The following is a 22,559-nucleotide window of genomic DNA, read 5'->3' as shown; positions in this document are numbered from 1 at the left end:
CCACCGGGAGCACCGGGGCTGCTCAGAACGGTCGCGGGCCGCGGGGCACCCATCCGATGAACCGGTCCTGGAGCGCGGTGACCGGCGCGGCGCGCAGGTCGTGCGTGGCGGCGGCGAGACACGAGCCGAGGTAGACGCTCAACGACGCCCGGTCGACCTCGTACTCGTGCAGCAGATGGTGGCGTTTCGTGGCGCACGGCCAGTCGTCGCCGCACGAGCCGCAGGTCCAGTCGGGGGTCACGGGGACATGTTCGCCGGCCCGTGGTTCCGACGCCTCCGCACCGGGCGTCATCGGCGACTCCTTCCAGTTCGTACCAGTGGTGTGTGGACGCTGCCTCCCCCGCGACGTTGGTTCAGCGCCGCAGCGCGCTCCCGCGTTACGGTACGTTCACCGAGTGTCCCCGTCACCCACCGACGCTCGTGCGTGACCTGCTGCCGTCCACCGTCGCCGTGGCGGTGGCCGGCCCGGCCGACTGGTCCGGCGAGCTGCTGCCGGCCGAGTTGGCCGGGCTGGGCGGCCGGGCGGTGCCCAGCCGCCGGCGCGACTTCACCGCCGGCCGGATGTGCGCCCGCCGGGCGCTCACCACGCTCGGGCTGCCGCCCACGCCGGTGCCCGCCGGCCCCGACCGTGCGCCGGTCTGGCCGCCCGGCGTGGTCGGCGCGATCACCCACACCGAGGGCTACTGCGCCGCCGCCGTCGCCCGCGCCGCCGACCTGCGCGCGGTCGGCATCGACGCCGAGCGGCACCGGGCGCTCTCCCCCGGCGTACGGCGGAAGGTGTGCCGCCCCGACGAGGAGGCGGAACTGGCCCGACTGCCCGCCGGACTGCCCTGGCCGACGGTGGTGTTCAGCGCCAAGGAGACCGTCTACAAGATCTGGCACCCGGTCGTCGGCACCTGGCTGGGCTTCCCCGACGCGCGGGTCACCCTCGACCTCGACGCGGGGACGTTCCGGGCGGAGATCGCGCCGGCCCGGCTCGCCGCCGCCCCGGTGGCCGATCCGCCGCCCTCGATGACCGGTCGGTTCGCGGTGGACGACGATCTGGTCCGCACCGCCGCCGTTCTGCCACGTCGGTGAGGGCCTGACGGTCTGGTTGCCGCCGGCTTGTACCGTCGTTCCGACTGAAAATCCCGAAGGTGCCCAAGGAGTACGGTGAGCCACCCTCAGCCTCCGTCCGGGTCGCAGGACCCGAACCAGCAGCCGCCGGAACCGCCCACACAGGCGTTTCCCACCGCGCCGATGCCGCCGGTGTCGGGCAGCCCGTACGCGCCGCCGCCCGCCCCGGGCACGCCGCCGACCTCGGGCGCGCCGTACGCTCCGCAGCCGCCGACCTCCGGCGCGCCGTACCCGCCGCCGGCCGCGCCGACGGAGGCGTACCCGTCGTACCAGCCGCCGGCCGCGCCGACCGAGGCGTACCCGTCGTACCAGCCGCCCGCGCCGACCGAGGCGTACCCGCCCGCGCCCCCGGCCTCGGGCGCGCCGTATCCGCCGCCGGGTGGCGCGTACCCGCCGCCGGGTGGCTACCCGCCGCCCGGTGGGCAGCCGCCCTACCCGCCGCCGCCCGGGCAGTACCCGGCGTCCGGGCCGTACCCGCCCCCGCCGGGGCAGCCGTTCGGGCCGCCGGCCAAGAAGTCCAGCAAGAACGTCTGGATCACGGTCGGCATCGTGGCGGCGGTCATGCTGCTGCTCTGCTGCGGCGGTGGCATCTTCGCGATCTACAGTGGCGCGAAGAAGACCAAGGAAGCGATCGACACGCTGCCCACCCCGGGCGTCACCTACAGCAACCCGATCGGTGACACCCCGACCGGCGACACCTCCAGCACGCCGCAGCCGGGCACGACCGACGACAAGACCTTCAACATGCCGGCCGGCGACAAGCTGATCGTCAACGACGACGAGGGCACCCTCGAGATCACGGTCGGCAACTTCCGGACCAAGAGCGCCGCGTGCCGGGAGTTCATGCCGGGCCCGAAGAACGGCACCTTCCTGATCGCCGACGTGACCGCCGAGGTCACCAAGGGCACCGGGTCGATCAACCCGTTCTTCTTCACCTGGAAGGCGGCGGACGGCACCGAGGAGAACGGCATCGGCGGGGCCTTCTCCGGCTGCGGCAAGCTGATGACCTCGGGCAACAACCTGCCCGCCGGCTCCAAGCGCAGCGGCCAGCTGATCTTCGACGTGAAGGACCAGAACGGCGTCGTCGAGTACGAGCACCACCTGCGTACCGCCGGGTCCTGGAAGCCCTGACCCCGCGTGACCCCGAACCGGGGCCGGTCCCGTCCGAGACCGGCCCCGTGTCCGTTCGGGCGGTCCCGCCGGGCCGTCCGGACATTTCCATGTGCGCGTGCCCACCGCCGGTTGCCACGCTCGGCGCATGGCCCACGAGACCACGATCCCGCTGCTGCCGTGCCGTTCCCTGGACGACGTGGCGCCCTTCTACCAGGCCCTCGGCTTCCAGGTCACGCACCGGCAGGCGCGCCCCAACCCCTACCTGGCCCTGCGCCGGGACGACCTGAACCTGCACTTCTTCGGCATGCCCGAGTTCGACCCGGCCACCTCGTACGGCAGTTGTCTGGTCGTGGTGGACGACCTGGTCGCCATCCACCGCGCCTTCGCCGCGGGCCTGCGGGCCGCCTACGGGAAGGTGCTCGTCTCCGGCGTGCCCCGGATGACCCGGCCCCGGCCCCGCGCCAACCAGGACGGGCACTCCGGGTTCAGCATCGTCGACCCCGGCGGCAACTGGATCCGGTTCGTGGGCCGCGCCACCGCGCCCGACACCGACGACGACCGGGGCGGGTTGGCCCGCGCGCTGCGCAACGCCGTGGTGCAGGCCGACTCGCGCGGCCGACCGGATCAGGCGGTCCGGATCCTCGACGGCGCGTTGGCCCGACCGGACGCCGCCGACGACCCGGGCACGCAGGTCGAGGCGCTGGTCTACCGCGCCGAGCTGGCCCTGCTGCTCGACCGGCCGGAGGATGCCCGGGAGTGGCTGCGCCGGGCCGGGGCGGTGCCGCTGGACGAGGAACTACGCGACCGGCTGGCCGACACGCTGCGGCACGCCGCCGACCTGGCCGTCGCGCTGCCACCCGGGTAGCCGTTCCCGGCCCGCACCGCCGGGACCAGGCGTGGTGGACGCGTGGTGCGCGGGTTTGCCGCCCGGGCCAGCGGGGACGCGCCGGGAAAGGCGGCGATGGTGGCCGCGCGACGATCCGGGGAGGCGGCGATGAGCGTCGAGCGTGCGAAGGACGACCTGGAGGACCTGGCCGGCCCGGCACGGGCACAGCTGGGCAACCTCAACCGGGACGAACGCGCCGAGGCCGACCGCGTGCGGAAGCTGGACGAGGCCCGGGGCAATCGTCCCGGCGAACACGCCCAGGAAGACGCCCGCGACGCGAGGGACGACTACTCCAGCTGACCTCTTCTCGGTCCGCTTGAGATCTTGGTACGAAACGGCCCCTATGAGGGCCCTTTCGTACCAAGATCTGCGGCAGCCCTTGCCGCGAAAGCGACTATCGGGATGGATTGGGTGGCTGGCTGGGCCGATCGGTGGGGCTTGTGTCGCACGGGCGGGGGTAGACGTCCTACTGGCTGGAGCGGCTGGTGGGCCGGGCGCATCCTGGGGTCCGCCGGTTGGTCCGGATCCCGCGACTCATCGTTCTGACCTGCTGCCGGAGCGTCGCCTGGGAGCGCTCCGATTGACCGCTGGCAATCGTTGCGCACGCAAGCAGACTGTGGTGCGTGACGAACCCATCACCGCACCACCCCGGACCCGTTCCGTTCGGCCCGACGTACCCGGCGCCGAGGCAGTCATGGTGGCGCCGACTCTCCGGCGGAGCGAAGGTCGCGATCGTGTCCGCGGGCGTGGCCGTGCTGTGCTGCTGCGGCGGCGGGATCGCCGCCGTCGGTGGCGGGTCGGACGAGAAGCCGGCCTCGTTCGCCGTCGCGGTGTCCGCGACTCCCCGCGCCGACAGCTCGGCACCCGTCGCTCCCCCGTCCGACCCGCCCTCGGCCGCCGCCCCGGCCGAGTCCCCGTCGGCGCTCCCGACGACCCGTTCCCCCGAGCCGGCGCCGCGGACCACCACCGCGAAGCCGAGCCCTCGGCCGAAGCCGACCCGGGCCAGCCCGAAGCCGACGCCCAAGCGGACCACCAGCGCGCCCCGGACCACCAAGCCGTCCAACGGGACCGTCCAGGGCTCTGTTCACCCGGGTGCCTTCTGCAAGCCGGAGGGCGCGTACGGCCGCACGGCCAAGGGCACCCTGATGCGCTGTACGCGCAAGGCCGGCGAGGACCAACCGAGGTGGCGAGCCGCATAGGCGCGGTAGGACCATCGGAGCCGTGAGCGGGAACGACGGCTGGCTGTGGTGGATCATCACGAACGGCGCTGGCCCGCCTCCCCAGGGGATGTGGTTGTCCATCGACACCGACAGCACCCCCGAACGCGAAGGTGACCGTCCACATCTACAACTCCTGACCGGTTCGCTCGCGCCGGGTCGCGCACGTGCGGACGGTCGGGCGGCTCCCTCGCCCCTATGCTGGCCCGATGGTTCTCGCTGACGCCACCGGGCCCTGGACCGGCACCAACGGCTTCCGGCTGATGCCCGCCGACCCGCTCGCCGAGTCGCCCGCGACGCTGACCGTGGCGACGGCTGCCGGCGGCCACCTGACCACGGTGTCGTACTCGTGGGCGCATCCGACGGACGGGCCGCAGGACGGGCTGCTCGTGATCGCCGCCGGGGACGAGCCGGGTTCGCTGGCCGCCTGGTGGGGCGACTCGTGGCACCAGCAGCCCACCGCGATGACGCTCGCCGGCACGGCGGGCGGGGTGCCGGAGGTCGAGCTGTCCGCCGAGTACGGCGGCGGCTGGGGGTGGCGGATCACCCTCGACGCCGCCGACCCGACGACGGTGCGACTGCGGATGGAGAACGTGGTGCCCGCCGACCAGACGGACCCGGACACGCCGGCGGGCCCCTACCCGGTCATGGTCGCCGACCTGCGCCGCGCCTGAGCCCGGTCAGGCCGAGGCGTCGAGGATCTCCCGGAGCCGGGCCGCGAACTCGTCCGGCTTGCCGGCGTAGCCGCCCTGGTCGCCGAGGAAGCCGCCGTGGTGGCTCGGGAAGACCGCCGGGCGCCCGCCGAGCAGCGCGGCCGCCGCCGCCGTCGTGCGCGCGGTGAGGGTCTCCGCGGACTCCTCGCCGACCGCGAGGACGACCCGGGTACGCGTCGCGCGCAGCGCGTCGACGTCCGGCCGGTAGCAGGTGATCGCGGTGGACCGGTCGGAGAGCAGCGGGTCGTCCCGGGTGCCGTCGTCAGCGGTCGGCAGCCCGAACGCGGCCGGGTCCGGTGCGGGCCGGGCGAAGTAGTCGTCGGTGAACTCGCCCCGCCAGGACGTCATGACCATGAACGCGGCCATGCCGGCGCCCCAGCCGCTCTTGTCGTACGCCTCCTGGCAGGCGGCCGTGGCCCGCGCGGCGGCCTCGGCGTCGGGGAGCAGCGCGACCAGCGGCGGCTCGTGCGCCACCAGCGTGCCCACCGTGCCCGGGTACGCCGCCACCAGGGCGAGCGCGGTCACCGCGCCGCCGCTGCTGGCGAACATGTCGACCGGACCCGCGCCGAGGGCGTCGACGACGGCGCGTACGTCGGCGGCCTGGACCTCGGGCACGGCGTCGACGCGGCCGTCCTTGCGCACGCTGCGACCAAGCCCGCGCGGGTCGTACGTGACGACGGTGCGGTCCGGGAAGTGCGAGGCCAGCACGGTGAAGCCGTCGGCGCACATCGGCTGGCCGATCATGAACAGGGGCCGGTGCGCGCCGGCGGCCGCGCGGGGTTCGTGCACGTCGTAGACGAGGTCGACCTCGGGTGTCTGGAGCGTCTGTGTGGTCATGCCCCTGTCGACCGGCGTCGGGCCGGAAAGTCATCGGCCGGCGCGAAAGGCGCGGCTCGCGGCGGTGTCGAAGCCGACCGCCGCGAGCCGCGCCGTCGCGGTCAGCTCACCGTGCCGGTGACGGTGCCGCCGGACTCGGTGACGTGGTAGGTCAGCGTGGTGCCGCTCCAGAAGTGGAACGTCAGGGTGACCCGCTGGCCGTCGTTGACCTCGGCGAAGAACTCGGGCTTCAGCGTGATCGTGTTGCTGCTGTAGTTCGGCGCGAAGGTCACGTCGAACTCCTTGAACGACGTCCAGTTCTGCGGGCCGGCGTTGCTGCCGTCGGCGTACTTCGCCTCCATGGTGGCCAGCTGGTCGCCCCGGAACTGCGCCGGCAGGGTGAACCCGCTGGCCGGGCCGGTGGCGTTGCCGAGCACCGGCGGGTCGTACGTGATGATGCTGATCCGCCACGGCACGCCGGTGGAGAAGCGGGCCTGGAGGTTGGCGTTCACCCCGTACGCCCGGGAGCCGACCAGCCGGGTCAGCGCGGACGCGGTGAGCGTGAGGGTGGCGCCGGAGATCGTGTAGTCGGTGCCGTTGACCAGGTCGGTGGTGCCCTGGCGCAGCCCCTGGAACGTGGTGCCGTTCAGGTTGAGCGTCAGGCTCCTGGCGGTGATCGAGCCGGTGCGCGGCACGTACACCTGGTCGCTGGACGCGGTGCCGGAGCGGGTGGTCCAGCTCGACCTGATCTGCGCGAACAGCTCCGGGTCCTTCCACACGAAGGACGTCCGGTCGAAGTGCTGGCCGTTGTCCCAGAGCTGGGTGGTCAGCTTGCGGCTGCGCGCGTAGTGGCCGAGGAACTCGAAGAACTTGAGCTTCTCGCCCTGTTCGATGGTGCCGGTGTGGCGGTCGAACCCGAGCAGGCCGTACTCGCCGATGATGACCGGGATGTTGCGGGTGACGAAGGCGTTGTGGACCCGGTCGAACTGGTCGGTCAGGTCCTGCTGCACGGTGGCGTCGAACCGGGTGCCGCCGGCGATGTTCACGCTGAACGGCCAGTAGCCGTAGAAGTGCACGGTGGCGATCAGGTTAGGGTCGTTCAGCGCGTTGAACGTGCTGGTCAGCTCGTCGACCCGGGCCTGCTCGGCGGAGGTGTGCAGGGTCGGCAGCACGAGCAGCCGGGTGGCGTTGCCACCGCCGGACTGGCGGACGATGCGGTGGAACGAGGTGTTCAGCTCGTTGAGCAGGCTGGCGTTCTGCGCGTCGCCGGAGCTGCCGGTGAACTGCGGCTCGTTGACGCTCTCGAAGACGAGCTTCGACGAGCTGTCCCGGAACGCGGCGGCGATCTGGGTCCAGAGCGCGTTGTAGCGGTTCAGCACGGTGGTGCGGTCGGTGGGCATCGTGTTGATCCACTGCCACGAGTCGTGGTGGATGTTGATCACCACGTAGAAGCCGTCCGCGAGGGCCCAGCCGACCACCTCGCGTACCCGGCTGAGCCAGGCCGCGTCGATGGTGTAGTTCGGCGCCCCGCCGTGGTGGTTGCTCCAGGTCACCGGGATCCGGATGCTGTTGAAGCCCTGCGCGCGCACGTTGTCCAGCAGCGCCTGGGTCACCCGCGGGTTGCCCCACGCCGTCTCGTCCGCCCCGACGGCGTCGAACGAGTTGCCGAGGTTCCAGCCGGGCTGCATGGCGGCCACCGCCGCCATCGCGTTGCCGGCCGGCGGCGGCGTGGTGGGGGGCGGGGTGGTCGGGGGCGGCGTGGTGGGCGGCGGCGTGGTGGTGGGCGGCGGCGTGGTTCCGCCGACGCCGCCGGTGCAGGCCACCCCGTTGAGCGTGAACGAGGTCGGCGCGGTGTTGGCGCCGGACCAGGAGCCGTTGAAGCCGAACGAGACGCTGCCGTTGGTGGGGATCGCGGCGTTGTAGCTGACGTTGGTGGCGGTGACTAGGGCGCCGGAGGAGGTGACCGCGGCGTTCCACGCCTGGGTGACCTGCTGGCCGGACGGGAACGTCCAGCGCAGGTTCCAGCCGTTGATCGCGTCGCCGAGGTTGGTGACGGAGACGTTGGCGGTGAAGCCGCCGCCCCACTGGCTGGCGGTCGTGTAGGTCACGCGGCAGCCGGCCGCCGCCTGGGCGTTGGTCGCCAGGAGGGCGGTGCCGGCCACGAGCGTCGCGGCGGTGGCCGCGACCAGGGCGACCCGCAATCGGGCCCGGTTCGCGGTACGGGAAAAGCCGAGCATCGGGATTCCTTCGTGGTGGGGTGTGCGCGTGGACGGGACAGGCGGGGCGCGCACCCGCCCAGCGCGAGAGTAAGTTTGGATTCCAAACATTGTCAATCGGCGCCGATGGATGAGATTCGGGTGAACCGCGCGACCGGGCCAGCGTGCGGCCGGGCTGGGCGTTGCTGTTCGGGGCGCGCCGCCGGCGCGGTCCTGACCGACTGCGCCCGACCCGCCCCCTTAGGGTGCGAGGACGGGGCGCGATCGAGGGGAGAGACCGTGGAACGTGTTACGGGCATCGGTGGGATCTTCTTCCACGCCCACGACCCCGACCGGGTCAATCGCTGGTACGCCACCCACCTCGGGGTCGACCTGGCGCCGGAGTCCTACGAGGTCTCCTCCTGGTGGCAACAGGCCGGCCCCACCGTCCTGGCGGCCATGCCTGCGGACTCCGAGCACTTCGGCGGCCCCAGTCACTCCTGGTCGCTCAACTTCCGCGTCGCCGATCTGGACGCCATGGTCGCCCAACTACGCGGCGCGGGCATCGCCGTCGAGGTCGACCCGGAGGATTACCCGAACGGCCGGTTCGCCAGTCTGCGCGATCCGGAGGACAACGTCGTCCAACTCTGGCAGCCGGACGGAGCCGACAGCCGCGGGCCGCGAAATTGAGGAGGCCGACTCCGGCGAGTGGAGAACGGCCACTGACCTGCTCCTCTCGGACCTCCTGGCGGTAGTCCGAGCCCAGAATCCGGTAGTGCTGATGGGTTGTGTCCAGCGAGGGCAGACGGGAAGTCGTTCACCTTGCTAGCGTCCCGGCATGCGAGCGGCTGTCCGCCGATGGCGTCCGATCAGGTCTCGCAGCGGCAATGGCGGCGCCCCGGCCCCGAGTGGGGCGGTTGATCCGCCCGAGCAGCCTCGGTCGCTGTGGCGCAATCGGGACTACATGTGCTGGTGGAGCGGCAACGCGGTGTCGTTGCTCGGGAGCAACGTCTCCACCATGGCGTTCCCACTGCTAGCGATCTTCAGCACCGGATCGGTGCTGGACGCCGGCATCATCGGGGCAGCCGGACGCATAGGTGGGCTGCTGACACTGTTGTGGGGCGGAGCGCTCGCGGACCGTCGGTCACGCAAGCTGATCCTGGTCGTGGCACCGGCCCTTCAAGCCCTGCTGATGGGCGTGGTGACCGTGTCGTTGCTGAGCGGGCCGGTCCGCGTGGACCTGCTGGCTGGCGCGGCGCTGTTCTCCGGTCTGATCAATGGCGTGCGCTCGGGCGCGGTGCTGCCGGCGTTGCGCCGGATCGTACCCCGCGAGCAGTTCGCCGCCCGCGCCGCTCAGGAGCAAGGGCTGGCAATGGCCGCTCAGCTCGCCGGTTCACCGCTGGCCGGGCTGCTGTTCGCCGTCGCGCGATGGCTGCCGTTCGGAGTGGACGCGGTGTCCTACTTCTTCGCCTCCGTGGGCGCGATGCTCATCCGCCGCCCCCTGGGGCCGGACCGGAAACGCTCGGCCACCGAGGAACCGGCCGACGACGAGTCGAAGCTCCCAAGCGTCGTACACGACATCCGGGAGGGCTTCAGGGTCGTCCTCCGGCACGACTTCCTGCGTTACACCACCGGATGGGTCGCGGTGACGAACCTGGTCGGCAACAGCTTCATGCTGCTGCTGGTAGCCCTGCTCCATGCGCGTGGGGCCTCACCCGGGATCATCGGCGTGACCAACGCCGGAGTACTCGCCGGTGGCATCCTGGGCGCTCTGCTCGCCGGCGCGGTCCTGCGACGGATGAGAGCCCTACACGTCTTTCAACTCGGCGGCTGGATCTACGTCGTCAGCCTCGCGCTCGCCGCGCTCCTCCCCGCCCTGTGGCAGATCGGTCTGGCCGCCGCCGCGTTCACCTTCGCCTCGGTGCCGACCGTCACGGTATGGGAGTCCTACACGGCGCGTCTGGTCCCCGACGAACTGATCGGTCGGGCCGGCGCCGTGTCGGCGTTCTGCGCCCAGTCGCTGACCTGGCTGGGCATGATCCTGGCGGGCTGGCTCGCCAACACCTGGGGCGCGAGCGTCGCGGTCCTGTGCTTCGCCGCGGTCCTTGTGCCGTTCGCCATCGGCGGGCACGTCGCCAGGTCACTCCGGTTGCTGCGGACGCCACTGGACGCCGTCGAGGAGATGCCTGCCGGCCACGGAGTCGGTTCAGTCAGGTGACCGTGCTCAGCAGACCGGGCGTCGAGCCCCACCAACTGGGACGACGGCGTGGGCCTGGCCCTGGGGCCACCCGCACGACATCTTCATGGGTCGTCCGCCGCACGTAACGCCTTGTTGCTACAAGCGCTCGCTGAGCAGCAGATACCCGCCGGCGATCAGCACCCCCACCTGCCAATGCCATCAGCACGCCGAAAGCCTGCCGAAAAAGGCCGTCTCCGACGAGCGGAAACGGCCTTTTCAACTGGTGGAGCTGAGGGGATTTGAACCCCTGACCCCCTCGATGCGAACGAGGTGCGCTACCGGTCTGCGCCACAGCCCCTCCGCCGGCGAACCGGCATCGGTCCCACCTGGCTTTCACCAGGCGGGCCGGCGACAAGGCTAACAGGTCGCACCCCCGGCACGCGAACCACCCCACCGCACCCGCGCTCGCTTCGTCGATCTTGGAGTTATGGCACCTCCGATACCGGCCCGAAAAGGGCAAACCAAGGCACCACAACTCCAAGATCGACGAGCAGGCAGACGGGATCGACGAGCAGGCAGCGCGGGGCGGGGCGGGGGTCAGGCGCCGCGGCCGGACTGGTAGGGGCGGCCGCGTAGACCGCCCGCGCGGCGGTAGGACACCGAGCCGCCGCTCGCCGCCGGGGGCAGGTCCGCCGGGCGGTCCAGGCCCATCGCCGTACGCCGGACCGCCTCGCGCTGGGCGGCCAGCCGGCGCTGCGCCTCCCGGCGGGCCGCCGCACGGCGGGCCTGCTCGCGGCGCACCTCGGCCTGACGGGCGGCCAGCCAGGCCGCCTCCCGGGCCTCCGCGCGCCGCCGCCGGCGCTCGGCCAGGGCGCGCTGGCGCAGGTGCACGACGTACGCGACGAGCAGCATGCCGGTGACCGAGACGCTGATCCAGAACCCGGGGCCGACCAGCACCACGCCGACCAGCTCGACCAGGTTGAGCAGCAGCAGCGCGGCGAGCACCCGGCGGCGCCGGTAGACCGCGGGGGTGTGCCGACGCCGGGGCGGGTGCCGTCGGCGGGACTGCGCCGGGACGGCCGAGACGGGCCGGAGCCGGCCGGAGCGGCGCCGCACGGGCGGCGCGGAGACCGGCCGGGCGAGACTGCCCGTGTCGAAGTCTTCACTGAGGGTGACCACGAGGGCACGCGGCGGGTGCAGCGGTCGCCGCCCGGGCACGGTGCGGCGTCGACGCTGGCGCTGGAGCACCCGCGCCGTCGACTGCGCCCGCTCCGCCACCAGCCGCTCGGTGGCGTCGTACCGGCGGACCAGCGCCGGAGCGAGGGCGAGCAGACCGGCGGCGGCGAGGACGGCGAGGAGCACCGACGTGGGCACCCTCACCCCTCCCGTCACCAAGTTCGGGGCGAGCGCCACACGGCCGCAACTTCTTCCGTCGACCGTCGTTAACGGCGCACATCGTGCGGGCGGGCAGCGCTTGCCACAGCTTGCAGTTACTAGAGGTTACGGGCCGCCGACCAGGTTCACCGTGCGCCGCGCCGGGCGGTCACGGTCCGAACGCGTCACCGCCGGGTGTCACGTACGCGGTGCCACCGCGCCAGCAGGCCGCCCTCGGCGGCCACTTCCTCGCCGGTCATCGCGTATCCGATGTGGTCCCGCCACGCGCCGTCGATGTGCATGTAGCGCACGTGGTAGGCCTCCTCCCGGAAGCCCAGCTTCTCCACCACCCGCCGGGAGGGGACGTTCTCCGGTCGGATGTTCACCTCGATCCGGTGCAGGCCGCCCGGGCCGAACGCGTGGTCCACGGCGAGCGCCACGGCGGTCGGGATCACGCCACGACCGGCCACCCGGGAGTCCACCCAGTAGCCCACGTACCCGGAGCAGAACGCCCGCCGCACGATGCTGCCCACGTTGAGGTGCCCGACCAACCGTTCCCGCCCGTCCTCGCGCAGGCAGACCGCGAACGGCATCCCGTCACCGGTACGCGCCGACCTGCGCTGGTCGGCGTGGACCAGCCGGAACGCGGCCGGAGAGTTCGTCTCGTCCCAACCGCCCGGCACGTGCGACTCCCACGGGGCCAGCCAACTCCGGTTCGCCCGGCGGATCTCGGACCAGGCGAGGGCGTCGGACCGCCGGTACGGCCGCAGCACCACCGGACCGTCCACCAGCACCGCCGGCCACCCCGGCGCCCGCCGGAACCTCACCGCGTCAGCCGTCCGCTCGCGACTGCGGGGCTCGCAAGCTCACTCCTCGCGCTCACCGGCGTCTGTCCAGGAGCAGAACGTCCACGGTGGACCCCGCCGCGGCGGTCTGGACCCGCTCGCCGAGCACCAGCAGGCCGTTCGCCTCAGCCAGGCCAGACAGCGTGAACGGGCCGCCGGCCAGCGGCTGCACGGTGTAGCCGCCACCCCGTCGCTCGGCCACGTGCGCGGGCCGGAACTCGCGCAGCCCCACCGGCGACGAGACCGTCTCCAGCAGGTGCGCGCGGACGCTGGGCCGGAACACCGGCTCGGCGCCGGCCAGCAGTTGGATGGCCGGGCGGGCCAGCACCTCGAAGCCGATCAGCGCCGCGCCTGGCTCACCGGGAAGACACACCACCGGCACCTCCTCGGCGCCGACCGTACCGAACCCGAGGGCGGTTCCGGGATAGAGGGCCACCTCTGTGAAGGTGACCGGCCCGGCCCGGCCGCCGTCGCGGCGGGACAGGATCCGGCGGACCATGTCGCCGGGGCCGGTGCCGGTGCCGCCGGTGGTGATGATCAGGTCGGCGCGCAGCGTCTGGTCCTCCAGCAGACCGCGCAGCGCCTCCGGGTCGTCGTCGCAGATCCCCACCCGGTACGCGAGCGCGCCCGCCTCGGCCGCCGCCGCGGTCAACGCGTGCGAGTTGGTGTCGACCACCTGGCCGGGCTGGCTGCCCCGGCCCACGTCCACGAGTTCGTCGCCGGTGGCCACGATGACCACCCGGGGGCTGGGGCGCACCACCACGTGGCCGATGCCGGTGGCCGCGAACACGGCGACCAGGGCCGGCGAGACGTACGCGCCGGCGCGGGCCAGCAGCGTGCCGGCGACCAGTTCCTCGCCGGCGCGACGCAGGCCGTAGCCCCGCTTGGGGGCGCGGAAGATCTCCACCGCGGCCATGCCCTGGTCTGTCCACTCCACCGGCACCACCACGTCGGCGCCGATCGGCAGCGGCGCGCCGGCCGCCACCGAGAAGCACGACCCGGGGGTGAGCCGGACCGGTCGCCAGCTCGGCGCGCCCAGGTCGCCGACCACGTTGAGCCGGATGCTGCGCCCGCCGGGCATACCGGAGGGGGCCGGGACGTAGCCCGGCCCCCGGCTCCCTCCGGAGATGTCCTCCCAGCGCGCGGCGTACCCGTCCACCGCCGCCTGGTCGAAGGCGGGGTAGGAGTGCGGGGCGACCACGTCCTCGGCGAGCACGTTGCCGTACGCCTGGGTCAGGTCGAGGTCGAGCGGAGGCAGCGCGCGTAACCTGCGCAGCACACTGCCCAGGTAGTCGGCGAGCGGCGTCAACTCGTTCGCGGCCGCCTCGGCGTCGGCCGTCGCGGTCATGTATCGGCACCGCCGGACGTGTCGCGCAGGCCGTTGAGGATGGCGTCGGTGACCGTCTCGTCGCCCCTGTTGACGAACTCGGCCAGCCACTTGCGGAACTCGGCGCCCAGGTCCTCCCGCTCGGCGGCGATCTGCACCACGGTCTGCAGGTAGCCGAGCGGCATGCCGGTGTCGTAGCGGGTGCCCCGGTAGACGATCGCGTGCACCGGCATGCCCTCGGTCCGCAGCAGCTCCATCGCGTCGGTCAGCTGGATCTCGCCGCCGCTGCCCGGCTCGGTGCGCCGGATCGCGTCGAAGATCTTCCCGGGGAGCACGTACCGGCCGAGGACGGCGAGGTTGCTGGGGGCGTCCTCGGGGCTGGGCTTCTCGACCATGCCGGTGACCTTGACGACCTCGGCGATGTCGGCGTATTCCGACTCCGCCGGCTCGACGGAGGCGATCCCGTACCGGCTGGTCTCGGCGGGGTCGACCTCGAAGAACGCGAGCACCACACCGCCGGTGCGGGCCTGCAGCTCCAGCATGGCCGGCAGCAGCGGCTCGGAGGGCTTGACGAACTCGTCGCCGAGCAGCACCGCGAAGGGCGCGTCTCCGACGTGCGACTCGGCATACCCGACGGCGTGGCCCAGGCCGAGCTGCTCCGGCTGGCGGACCGTGTAGACGGCGGCCAGTTCCTCGGTGCGCTTGACCGCGGCGAGCAGCTCGGGCTTCTTGGCGAGCCGATCCTCCAGGTCCGGCCGCCGGTCGAAGTGGTCCACCATCGAGGTCTTGCCCCGCCCGGTGATCAGCAGCACGTCGCCGATGCCGGCCTGGGTGGCCTCCTCGACGATGTACTGCAGCACCGGCCGGTCGACGACCGGCAGCAGTTCCTTCGGGACCGCCTTGGTGGCCGGCAGGAACCGGGTGGCCAGGCCGGCGGCCGGGATGACGGCCTTGACCGCGCGGGAGCGACCAGGGGTCGCTGAGGGGTTCGCTGAGTGCTCCGACATGCCGCGAGACTATCGGCCACGGCTCTGCCGCGGCGGGTGAGGACCGGAAGACGCGCCGCCCTGCGCGGTGCCCGTCGGGTCCGCCGTGCCGGCCCGGGGCAGTCCGTCCGGCGGGCTGACCGTGGCCGCCACCACCGGAATCTCCTGCGTGGGAGCCGGATCCGGGACCGGGGCCAGGCGATAGCCGTCCCGGCCGGCGGCCTTCGCCGCGTAGAGCGCGTCGTCGGCGGCGTCCAACACCTGCTGGCCGCCGGCGGCGTGGTCCGGGTAGACGGCGATGCCGATGGAGACGGTCACCGGCACCCGGACCGGCTCGTCGTCGTGCCCCTCGACCGGCACCGGCTGGTCCCGCACCACCGCGCCCAACCGCTCGGCGACGATCGTCGCGCCGCGCGCGTCGGTCTCCGGGAGCAGCACCACGAACTCCTCGCCGCCCTGCCGGAACGCCAGGTCGACCTCGCGGATCACGCCGCGCACCCGGCGGGCGAACTCGACCAGCACCGCGTCCCCGGCGGCGTGCCCCCAGGTGTCGTTGACGTCCTTGAACCGGTCCAGGTCGAGAGCGAGCACGCTGAGCATCCGGCCGAACCGGTTCGCCCGCTCCACCTCCCGCCGGATCGACTCGCGCAGGTAGCGGTAGTTCCACAGCCCGGTCAGCGGGTCGGTCAGGGAGAGCCGCTGCGCCTCCTCGTGCACCCGGACGTTCTCCACCGCCACCGCCGCGTGGCCGGCGAAGGTCCGCAGCGTGACCAGGTCGTCGTCGTCGAACTCGTGGCCGCCGAGCCGGTCGTAGAGGGCCAGCACGCCGAGCGCACCGCCGGGCGGGGCGGGCGGGTCGCCGTCGGCCGGCGGGTGGCCCGGCCGGTCCGGGCCGCGCGACTCGGCGGCGCCCGGGGCGGCGAACGGCACCGCCACGTACGTCTCGCAGGACGGCTCCCCGGTCGGCGCGTCGGGCGGCGCCCACCGGCCGCGCAGCGGCTCCCCGGTGGCCGCGACCGCGCCGACCACCCCGGCGCCCACCGGCACCCGCAGCGTCGCCGGGTCGGCTGGTTCACCCGTCGGCCAGCGTCCGGTCAGCCCCTCGACGCACTGGCCGACCAGCACGCCGTCGCCGTCGAGCAGCAGCACCGCGCCGGCCCGGGCGCCGGTCGCGGCGATCGCGCTGTCCAGGATCACCCGCAGGATGCGTTGCAGGTCGTGCGTGCTGGCGAGCGTGTCGCCGAGCACCGCCAGGTGGTTGCGGAGCTGATCCCGGCTGCTGGTGAGCGCCGCCACGTAGCTGCCGGTCTCCCGGGTCATCCGGTTGAACGCGTCGGCCAGCCGGCCGATCTCGTCCCGGCTGCGCACCGGCACCCGGGTGGTCAGGTCGCCGTGCGCCACCCGGTCCACCGCGCCGGCCAGCTCGACCAGCGGCCGGGTGGTCACCCGGGCCAGCCGCCAGGCGGCCAGCACGGCCAGCAGGGCGGCCAGCGCGACGGCGGCGAGCAGTCCGCCGTACAGGCCGGGCGGCCGCTCGCCGGGCACCGAGAGCACCAGCGGCAACGGCTGCCCCGGTGACGGCCCCACCCGGCGCACGTAGCGGCCGTCGCCGGTCCCGGCCACCCGGTCCCCGTCCGCGTTGCGGGCGGCGGCCAGCACCGCTGCGCGTACCCCCTGGTCCTCGGTCGTGTGGGTGATCCGCCCGGGGTCGTCGAGGAGGGTGACCCCGACGCCGGTCACGGCGGCGAGCCGCGCCACGAAGGCCGGGTCGACGGGCTGCGCGGCGGCGACCGCGCCCAGGTCGGCGCCGGCCGGGTCGCGGAGCTGGACCTCGGCGGCGAGCGCGCCGACCGGCCCGGCGGGCGGACCGGCGCAGTCCTGCCACGGGCGGGTCGGGCCACCGGCGGTGGCGTAGCGGGTGTCCCCCGCCGGGTCGGCGATGCGGACGGCGGCGGCCAGGCCCCGGCCGACCACCTGGTCGGCGACGCGGGACCGGCCGAGCGGGTCGGCGGCCAGCGCGACCGCGTCGGCCGCCGCGCGCAGTTGCTGGCAGAGCGCGTCGACCGAGGTCCGCACGCCGGCCGCGGCCAGGCCCAGCCGCTCGGTGGCGCGGCTGCGGTCGACCGCGCTCAGCGTGGCCCCGACGAAGAACGCGCCGAGCAGGACGGGGCCGAGGACCACCACGAGGAACGCCGCCGTCAACCGCCCACGTAGCGTCATCTTCCCCCCGGAAGTTCCGCGCCCCTTGGTGCGATGCTGACACAGAGCGACCGGTAGGCAAGCGTTGCGTCAGGAGTGTTGCATGCCGAAATTTTCGGATGACGTGCACGAGGCGAAGCGGGAGCTGCGCGTCGCGCTGCTCGCCGCGCGCCGGTCGCTGTCCGCGCCGCGCCGCGCCGAGGCCGCGGCGTCCGTGCAGGCCGAGCTGGTGGCCCTGGTACGCCGGCTGCGCCCGGCCCGGATGACCGCGTACGTGCCGGTGGCCTCCGAGCCCGGCGGCGACGACCTGCCCGACGTGCTGCGGGGGGCGCTGCCGGCCGACGCCGGGCTGCTCCTGCCGGTGCTCCGCGACGACCTGGACCTGGACTGGGCCGCCTACACCGGCCGGGAGTCGCTGCGCGCCGCCGGGCGGGGCCTGCGCGAGCCGACCGGTCCGCCCCTGGGCCGCGCCGCGGTGGCCGGGGCCGACCTGGTGGTGGTGCCGGCCCTGGCGGTGGATCACCGGGGCGTCCGGCTCGGTCGGGGTGGCGGCTCGTACGACCGGGCGCTGGCCCGGGTGCCGGCCGGCGTGCCGACCGTGGCGCTGCTGCACGACGGCGAGCTGGTGACCTCGGTTCCCGCCGGTCCGCACGACCGCCCGGTGCACTGGGTGATCACCCCGTCCGACGGGCTGGTCGCGGTGCCGGGTGTGGGCCCGGGCGCTTCCGCTGGACGAACCCGGGTGCGATGACGCACCATTGGCACTCGAAGACCACGAGTGCCAGTCAGGCCGTCTGAGATCCGGAGGAGAACGTGCCCACGTACCAGTACGCCTGCACCGCGTGCGGCCACCAGCTCGAGGCGGTGCAGTCCTTCTCGGACGAGCCGCTGACCGAGTGCCCGGCGTGTGAGGGGCGGCTGCGCAAGCTCTTCAACTCCGTCGGCATCGTGTTCAAGGGCTCCGGCTTCTACCGCACGGACTCGCGTTCGTCCGGTTCCGACACCGCCGCCGCGAGCAAGCCGGCGAAGTCCGAGTCGTCCCCGTCCGCCGACTCCTCGTCCTCGTCGTCCGGTTCGTCCTCGTCCGGCTCGTCGTCCTCGGGGTCGTCCGGTTCGACGTCGGGCTCCTCGGCGAGCAAGACGCCGGCGGCGTCCAGCTCCTCCTGACCCACGCTCCCTGACCGTGGCCGCTCCCGTACCGGGGGCGGCCACGTTCGCGCGCCCACTCGGCCGAGCGGCGCGACGGGCGGTTGTCCACAGGGAGCCGGGTTGTCCACAGGGACGGCGCGTGACGGGTGGCCGCGCCTAGCCTCCTGGGCGACGGTCCGGTTGGCGGGAGGGACGACGGTGGCGGGTGACGAGGGGACGTTGCGTCCGGTTCGCTGGCGTGGTCTGCCCCGGCGCCGAACCCTGCTGCGGGTGACCGCGGTCGCGGTGCTGCTCGGGCTGGCCGCAGCCGTGTTCCAGACCCCGGCCGGCTGCCCGCCCGGTCCGGAGCCGGCCGCCGGCCCCACGGCCGGGGCGGGCACGCCGCCCTCGGGAGCGCCGACACTGCCCGCCGGTGCGGTCGGGGTGCCGGTCCGGCTGGCCGAGCCGGCCGCCCTCGCGGTCCTGCGACCGGGCGCCCGGGTGGATCTGCTCGTCGTGCCGGCCGGTGGGTCGACCGAGCCGACGGTGGTCGCCCCGCGCGCGCTGGTGCTCGACGTGGTGGGCGCGGACGGGGCGGTCGACGGCACCTCGGCGCTCTACCTGGCGCTTGCGCCGGAGCAGGCGCGTCGCGCCGTCGGCCTGCCCGAGGGCAGCCGCTTCGCCGTGGTCGTACGCGGCTGACGCCGGCCGGGCCCGCTCTCGGGTCAGCCCCAGTGCGGCGGGCGCTCGGCGAGCAGCCAGTCGTCGTCACGGCCGGGGCGCTCGCCCCAGCCGTGGTCGGTGTCGTCGGTGGTCTGCTCGGGCAGCACCACGAGATCGTCGCTGAGGTCGACCACGCGGTCGTCGTCGCCGCGCGGGACCCGGATGCCGGGGTCGGTCACGAGCAACAACGATACCGCCGCCCGGCCGGACGGGTCCGCCGTGACGCGGGCGGGCGAGCCGACGTCGCCGCGTCGGGCGGCCGGGCGGCCGGGGCGTTGGTAGCGTCGGACGGCGTGACGACGCCGAGCGGTGGCAGCCCCGACGACGAGACCTGGCGAGGCCCGGAGCATCCGGCCGACGCCGACGAGACCGCGATGACGGAGCAGCCGGCCGGCACCGACGAGACGGCGGTCCCGGCACGGCCGGCCGGCCCACCGGAAGCCGGCCCGCCTCGGAAGGGGCAGGGTGCCGCTCCGGCCGAGCCGGAGCCGGCCACCGGCGCGGCGGGGACCGCCACAGCGGAGGCCGAACCGGCCCGGTCCACCAGCCCGTGGTCCCGCGAGGGCGCGATGGAGAGCCCCTGGGCCCGGCCGGACCCGGCCGCGCCCGGTGGTTGGGCCGCGACGGCCGGCGAACTGCCGGACCCCTCCGGGAACCCGGCGCCGACCGGGTACGCCGGGCCACCGCCGAGCACCCCTCCGCCGCCCGGTTGGCGGCCGCCGGTGCACGTGCGGACGCCACCGCCACGACGACTACCACCGCAGGACATGGCCGCCATGGACCAGGCGGAGCAGCGCGCCCAGCGGGTCACCTACGGCGTCGGCGCGGTCGTCGGCGCGGTGCTGGTACTGCTCACCTGCCTGCTGTGCTCGCGCGTGCTGTTCTGACCGGCGTCAGACGATCCCGTCCCACACCATCTTGGCGCCGCTGTCGCCGGTCAGGTAGACGTACACCAGCGCGAAGACCGCGAGCACGGCCGCCACGGCGGTGAGCGCCAGGGGCAGCCAGCGGGGCAGGTTCCGGTCCCGGGTGAAGCGGCTGGTCACCAGCAGCAGCAGGAGCGCCACGACGGCCAGGCCCAGCGTGAACCAGAGCAGCGTCTCCCCGTACTCGGAATGCTCGTGGATCTTCTGGAGCCCTTCGGCGGGGTAGCCCCGCGCCTCCAGCGCCTCCTCCAGTTCCTCGCCGGACTCCGTCGCCACCCAGGTGACGATCGGGGTGACCACGGCGAGCGCGCCCACCGCCCAGTCCAAACGGGGCCGCCAGCGGGGCAGCACCCCGTACGCGACGGTGAGCAGCGCCAGCAGCGGCACGAGCACCACCGCGGCGTGAATGACCAGGACGTGGCCCGGGAGACCGTTGACTTCCCTGAACACCGACACCTCCGGCAAGTGGGTGGAACCGCGCGGTCAGCGTACGACGAAGCGTGGCCTACTTCGACACACGCGTTCCGCACCGTTCCGGTTCACGCTGTGGCCCCGACCACCCGCGAAGAACGCTCGCTTGTCGGCCCGCCGACCCCGTGCTGTCATGGATCCATGTCCACGGGTGAGGAGTTGCTCCGGTCGCGGGGCCTGCGGGTCACCCGGCCCCGCCTCGCCGTGCTCGACGTGCTCTCCGGCGGCGGTCACCTGGAGGTCGACGAGATCACCCGGCGGGTCCGCCAGCGGCTGGACTCGGTCTCCACCCAGGCGGTCTACGACGTGCTCGGCGCGTTGTCCCGGGCCGGCCTGTCCCGCCGGATCGAGCCGGCCGGGAGCCCGGCCCGCTACGAGGCGCGAGTGGGCGACAACCACCACCACGTGGTGTGCCGCGGGTGCGGCGAGATCGCCGACGTGGACTGCGCGGTCGGCAGCGCGCCCTGCCTGGACCCGAACGTGGCGCACGGCTTCGAGCTGGACGAGGCGGAAGTGACCTTCTGGGGGCTCTGCCCGGCCTGCCGGTCCCGCCGTTCCGCCGACGTCTGACGAGGCGCCCGCGCCCGGCGTGGCACTCTTGACCGGTGGACACCGAGGATCTCGGCCTGTTCGGTCCGGGGTCGGTCACGTGGAAGGTGCACGAGGAGCCGATCCTGATCGTCGCCGGCCTGCGCTCGCTCTACCTGCAGGCGTTGCACCCGCGCGCGATGGCCGGTGTCGCGCAGAACAGCAACTACCGCTCCGACGCCTGGGGCCGCCTGGTCCGGACGGCGACCTACGTGGCGACGACGATCTACGGCACCACCGCCGAGGCGGAGGCGGCCGGCCGGCGGCTGCGCACGCTGCACGCCCGGATGCGCGCCACCGACCCGTTCACCGGCGCGGAGTTCCGCGTCGACGACCCCGACCTGCTGCGCTGGGTGCACGTCACCGAGGTGGAGTCGTTCGTGAGCACCGCCCGACGGGCCGGGCTGGCGTTGAGCGACGACGAGGTGGACGGCTACTACACCGAGCAGCGCCGGTCGGCGGCCCTGGTGGGGCTGGACCCGATCGACGTGCCGGGCACCGCCGCCGAGGTCGAGGCCTACTACCGGGACGTCCGTCCGCAGTTGCGGATGACCCGGGAGGCGGCCGAGACGGCGCTGTTCCTCACCGCGCCACCGATCCCGTGGAAGCTCAGCCTGCCGGTGAAGCTCGGCCTGACGCTCGGTCCGCCGCGCTGGGCGTACCTGGGGGTCGCGGGGACCGCGCTGGGGTTGCTGCCGGCCTGGGCGCTGCGGCTCTACGGCGGGCTCGGCCTGCCCACCACCGCGATGTCGGCGGACCTGGGCGTGCGGGCGCTGCGACTCGCGCTGGCGGCGGTGCCCCGCCGCTATCGGGAGGGGCCGTTGCAGCAGGCCGCCAAGGAGCGTGCCGCCCGTCTCGCGGCGGCCTGAGACGCCTCAGTCGGCGTCGCCGGCCGGCTCGGCGAGGCGGTCGACGGCGGACCAGGGTTCCTTGCCCGGGGTCTGCGCGCCGGTCGGGCAGGTGCGCCGGTAGTCGCACCAGCCGCACCGGGGCCCCGGCTCGGTGGGGAACGCCGCGTCGGGATCGGCACCGTCGGCGACCGCCCGTTCGGCGGCCATGATGTCGCGGGCGGTGTCCTCCGCGCGGGTGAGCTGCCGGTGCAGCGACTCGGGCGTGTGCTCGTGCGCGGCGACCGTGCCGGTGGGCAGGTGGTGCAGCTCGACGCGGCGGCACGGCTTGCGGAACACCCGCTCCGCCGCGTACGCGTAGAGCGCGAGCGCCTGCGAGCCGCGCGCGTCGTCGGCGTCCAGCCCGGTGCGGCCGGTCTTGTAGTCGACGATGACCAGCTCGGGCCGGCCGTCCGGGCCGGGGCGGGAGTCGATCCGGTCGGTGCGGCCGTTGAACGCGAGCACGGCGGTCTTCACCGCGACCACCCGCTCGACGCCGACCGGCTCGTCGGCCGGGTCGAGGCCCGCCACGTAGGACTCCAGCCAGGCCAGCGCCCGCCGGAAGGCGTCGCGCTCCTGCTCGTCGTCGCGGTAGCCCTCGCGGACCCAGGTGCCCTTGAGCAGCGTGCCGAGCACCTCGGGGCGACGGCGGTCGGGGGCCAACGCATACCAGTTCTTGAGCGCGGTGTGCACGCTCGCGCCGAGCGAGTTGTGCGCCCACGGCGGCCCCTTGGACGGGGCCGGGCGGTCCACGTAGGCGTAGCGGTAGCGACGGGGGCAGTCGGCGTAGGCGCCGAGCTTGCTGGGGGTGCAGACGAAGAGCCGCTCCGGCATGCCCTCGAAGCCGAGCTGCTCGGCCTGCTCGGCGCG

General features: G+C 74.0%; 26 protein-coding genes and 1 tRNA gene. 14 read left to right on the top strand and 13 right to left on the bottom strand.

Annotated elements, in window-relative coordinates; all coding sequences use genetic code 11:
- Nucleotides 1-22: 22 nt before the first annotated feature.
- On the bottom strand, nt 23-241 hold the full coding sequence (locus tag O7600_RS22560; RefSeq protein ID WP_348651354.1) for a hypothetical protein: 219 nt from the start codon (nt 239-241) through the stop codon (nt 23-25).
- Nucleotides 242-420: 179 nt separating this feature from the next.
- Here O7600_RS22560 and O7600_RS22555 point away from each other — a divergent pair, with 179 nt between their 5' ends.
- The 6 genes from O7600_RS22555 (at nt 421) to O7600_RS22530 (ending at nt 5,006) form a co-directional block, all read left to right on the top strand.
- Nucleotides 421-1,077 carry a 4'-phosphopantetheinyl transferase superfamily protein gene (locus O7600_RS22555; RefSeq protein ID WP_281590388.1) on the top strand — a complete coding sequence of 219 codons (657 nt, stop codon included), beginning with the start codon at nt 421-423 and terminating at the stop codon, nt 1,075-1,077.
- A 75-nt stretch (nt 1,078-1,152) separates the two neighbouring features.
- The gene (locus O7600_RS22550) at nt 1,153-2,247 is read left to right on the top strand and encodes a hypothetical protein (protein ID WP_281590386.1); all 1,095 of its coding nucleotides are present in this window, start codon (nt 1,153-1,155) and stop codon (nt 2,245-2,247) included.
- Nucleotides 2,248-2,374: 127 nt separating this feature from the next.
- On the top strand, nt 2,375-3,094 hold the full coding sequence (locus O7600_RS22545) for a VOC family protein (protein ID WP_281590384.1): 720 nt from the start codon (nt 2,375-2,377) through the stop codon (nt 3,092-3,094).
- 129 nt (nt 3,095-3,223) lie between these two features.
- Entirely contained in the window at nt 3,224-3,415 is a 192-nt protein-coding gene (locus O7600_RS22540) for a general stress protein CsbD (RefSeq protein ID WP_281590382.1), read from the top strand.
- 434 nt (nt 3,416-3,849) lie between these two features.
- Nucleotides 3,850-4,314 carry a hypothetical protein gene (locus tag O7600_RS22535; protein WP_281590380.1) on the top strand — a complete coding sequence of 155 codons (465 nt, stop codon included), beginning with the start codon at nt 3,850-3,852 and terminating at the stop codon, nt 4,312-4,314.
- A 227-nt stretch (nt 4,315-4,541) separates the two neighbouring features.
- Nucleotides 4,542-5,006: a hypothetical protein gene (locus O7600_RS22530; protein WP_281590378.1), complete on the top strand. Its 465-nt coding sequence runs from the start codon at nt 4,542-4,544 to the stop codon at nt 5,004-5,006.
- Nucleotides 5,007-5,012: 6 nt separating this feature from the next.
- On the opposite strand, the gene O7600_RS22525 is transcribed toward O7600_RS22530, so the two are convergent.
- Together O7600_RS22525 and O7600_RS22520 are read right to left on the bottom strand one after the other, a co-directional pair.
- Nucleotides 5,013-5,882, bottom strand: a complete 870-nt coding sequence (locus tag O7600_RS22525) for an alpha/beta hydrolase (protein WP_281590376.1) — start codon at nt 5,880-5,882, stop codon at nt 5,013-5,015.
- Between the two features lie 101 nt (nt 5,883-5,983).
- The gene (locus O7600_RS22520; protein ID WP_281590374.1) at nt 5,984-8,098 is read right to left on the bottom strand and encodes a cellulase family glycosylhydrolase; all 2,115 of its coding nucleotides are present in this window, start codon (nt 8,096-8,098) and stop codon (nt 5,984-5,986) included.
- 258 nt (nt 8,099-8,356) lie between these two features.
- Between O7600_RS22520 and O7600_RS22515 the strand changes: the two genes are divergently transcribed.
- Together O7600_RS22515 and O7600_RS22510 are read left to right on the top strand one after the other, a co-directional pair.
- A complete protein-coding gene (locus O7600_RS22515) occupies nt 8,357-8,746 on the top strand; it encodes a VOC family protein (RefSeq protein WP_281590372.1) in 390 nt (129 codons plus the stop codon).
- A gap of 148 nt (nt 8,747-8,894) precedes the next feature.
- Complete coding sequence (locus O7600_RS22510; RefSeq protein WP_348651353.1) at nt 8,895-10,274, top strand: MFS transporter; 1,380 nt, start codon at nt 8,895-8,897, stop codon at nt 10,272-10,274.
- Nucleotides 10,275-10,516: 242 nt separating this feature from the next.
- On the opposite strand, the gene O7600_RS22505 is transcribed toward O7600_RS22510, so the two are convergent.
- From O7600_RS22505 to O7600_RS22480, 6 genes are all read right to left on the bottom strand, one after another.
- Nucleotides 10,517-10,593, bottom strand: a tRNA-Ala gene (locus tag O7600_RS22505).
- A 239-nt stretch (nt 10,594-10,832) separates the two neighbouring features.
- On the bottom strand, nt 10,833-11,615 hold the full coding sequence (locus O7600_RS22500) for a hypothetical protein (RefSeq protein ID WP_281590370.1): 783 nt from the start codon (nt 11,613-11,615) through the stop codon (nt 10,833-10,835).
- A gap of 179 nt (nt 11,616-11,794) precedes the next feature.
- On the bottom strand, nt 11,795-12,436 hold the full coding sequence (locus O7600_RS22495; protein ID WP_281590368.1) for a GNAT family protein: 642 nt from the start codon (nt 12,434-12,436) through the stop codon (nt 11,795-11,797).
- A 52-nt stretch (nt 12,437-12,488) separates the two neighbouring features.
- Entirely contained in the window at nt 12,489-13,802 is a 1,314-nt protein-coding gene (gene glp, locus O7600_RS22490) for a gephyrin-like molybdotransferase Glp (protein ID WP_091582594.1), read from the bottom strand.
- Nucleotides 13,799-14,788: a UTP--glucose-1-phosphate uridylyltransferase gene (locus O7600_RS22485; protein ID WP_281590365.1), complete on the bottom strand. Its 990-nt coding sequence runs from the start codon at nt 14,786-14,788 to the stop codon at nt 13,799-13,801. Before O7600_RS22485 ends, glp begins: the two co-directional genes overlap by 4 nt.
- A gap of 9 nt (nt 14,789-14,797) precedes the next feature.
- A complete protein-coding gene (locus tag O7600_RS22480; RefSeq protein WP_281590363.1) occupies nt 14,798-16,987 on the bottom strand; it encodes a diguanylate cyclase in 2,190 nt (729 codons plus the stop codon).
- Nucleotides 16,988-17,069: 82 nt separating this feature from the next.
- Here O7600_RS22480 and O7600_RS22475 point away from each other — a divergent pair, with 82 nt between their 5' ends.
- Nucleotides 17,070-17,717, top strand: coding sequence for a 5-formyltetrahydrofolate cyclo-ligase (locus O7600_RS22475; protein WP_281590361.1), 648 nt, complete (start codon nt 17,070-17,072; stop codon nt 17,715-17,717).
- 34 nt (nt 17,718-17,751) lie between these two features.
- Here O7600_RS22475 and O7600_RS30150 read toward each other — a convergent pair whose 3' ends face one another.
- Nucleotides 17,752-17,901, bottom strand: coding sequence for a hypothetical protein (locus O7600_RS30150; RefSeq protein ID WP_342672793.1), 150 nt, complete (start codon nt 17,899-17,901; stop codon nt 17,752-17,754).
- On the opposite strand from O7600_RS30150, the gene O7600_RS30145 reads away from it, so the two are divergent.
- Together O7600_RS30145 and O7600_RS22465 are read left to right on the top strand one after the other, a co-directional pair.
- A complete protein-coding gene (locus tag O7600_RS30145; protein ID WP_348651385.1) occupies nt 17,831-18,133 on the top strand; it encodes an FmdB family zinc ribbon protein in 303 nt (100 codons plus the stop codon). The genes O7600_RS30150 and O7600_RS30145 overlap by 71 nt on opposite strands.
- A 180-nt stretch (nt 18,134-18,313) precedes the next feature.
- On the top strand, nt 18,314-18,796 hold the full coding sequence (locus O7600_RS22465) for a flagellar biosynthesis protein FlgA (protein ID WP_281590357.1): 483 nt from the start codon (nt 18,314-18,316) through the stop codon (nt 18,794-18,796).
- A 23-nt stretch (nt 18,797-18,819) separates the two neighbouring features.
- Here O7600_RS22465 and O7600_RS22460 read toward each other — a convergent pair whose 3' ends face one another.
- Nucleotides 18,820-19,002: a hypothetical protein gene (locus O7600_RS22460; RefSeq protein ID WP_281590355.1), complete on the bottom strand. Its 183-nt coding sequence runs from the start codon at nt 19,000-19,002 to the stop codon at nt 18,820-18,822.
- A gap of 108 nt (nt 19,003-19,110) precedes the next feature.
- On the opposite strand from O7600_RS22460, the gene O7600_RS22455 reads away from it, so the two are divergent.
- Entirely contained in the window at nt 19,111-19,704 is a 594-nt protein-coding gene (locus O7600_RS22455) for a hypothetical protein (protein ID WP_281590353.1), read from the top strand.
- A 6-nt stretch (nt 19,705-19,710) separates the two neighbouring features.
- On the opposite strand, the gene O7600_RS22450 is transcribed toward O7600_RS22455, so the two are convergent.
- Complete coding sequence (locus O7600_RS22450; RefSeq protein ID WP_174530418.1) at nt 19,711-20,193, bottom strand: DUF2231 domain-containing protein; 483 nt, start codon at nt 20,191-20,193, stop codon at nt 19,711-19,713.
- A 162-nt stretch (nt 20,194-20,355) separates the two neighbouring features.
- On the opposite strand from O7600_RS22450, the gene O7600_RS22445 reads away from it, so the two are divergent.
- Together O7600_RS22445 and O7600_RS22440 are read left to right on the top strand one after the other, a co-directional pair.
- The gene (locus O7600_RS22445) at nt 20,356-20,784 is read left to right on the top strand and encodes a Fur family transcriptional regulator (protein ID WP_281590349.1); all 429 of its coding nucleotides are present in this window, start codon (nt 20,356-20,358) and stop codon (nt 20,782-20,784) included.
- 35 nt (nt 20,785-20,819) lie between these two features.
- Entirely contained in the window at nt 20,820-21,671 is an 852-nt protein-coding gene (locus tag O7600_RS22440; RefSeq protein ID WP_281590347.1) for an oxygenase MpaB family protein, read from the top strand.
- A 6-nt stretch (nt 21,672-21,677) separates the two neighbouring features.
- Here O7600_RS22440 and O7600_RS22435 read toward each other — a convergent pair whose 3' ends face one another.
- Nucleotides 21,678-22,523: a PD-(D/E)XK nuclease family protein gene (locus tag O7600_RS22435; protein ID WP_281594237.1), complete on the bottom strand. Its 846-nt coding sequence runs from the start codon at nt 22,521-22,523 to the stop codon at nt 21,678-21,680.
- Nucleotides 22,524-22,559 lie beyond the last annotated feature (36 nt).

Source organism: Micromonospora sp. WMMA1998 (assembly GCF_027497375.1).
Taxonomy (GTDB): domain Bacteria; phylum Actinomycetota; class Actinomycetes; order Mycobacteriales; family Micromonosporaceae; genus Micromonospora; species Micromonospora sediminicola.
The sequence above is the reverse complement of the archived record's forward strand: the minus strand, read 5'-3'. Positions and strand labels throughout refer to the sequence as shown.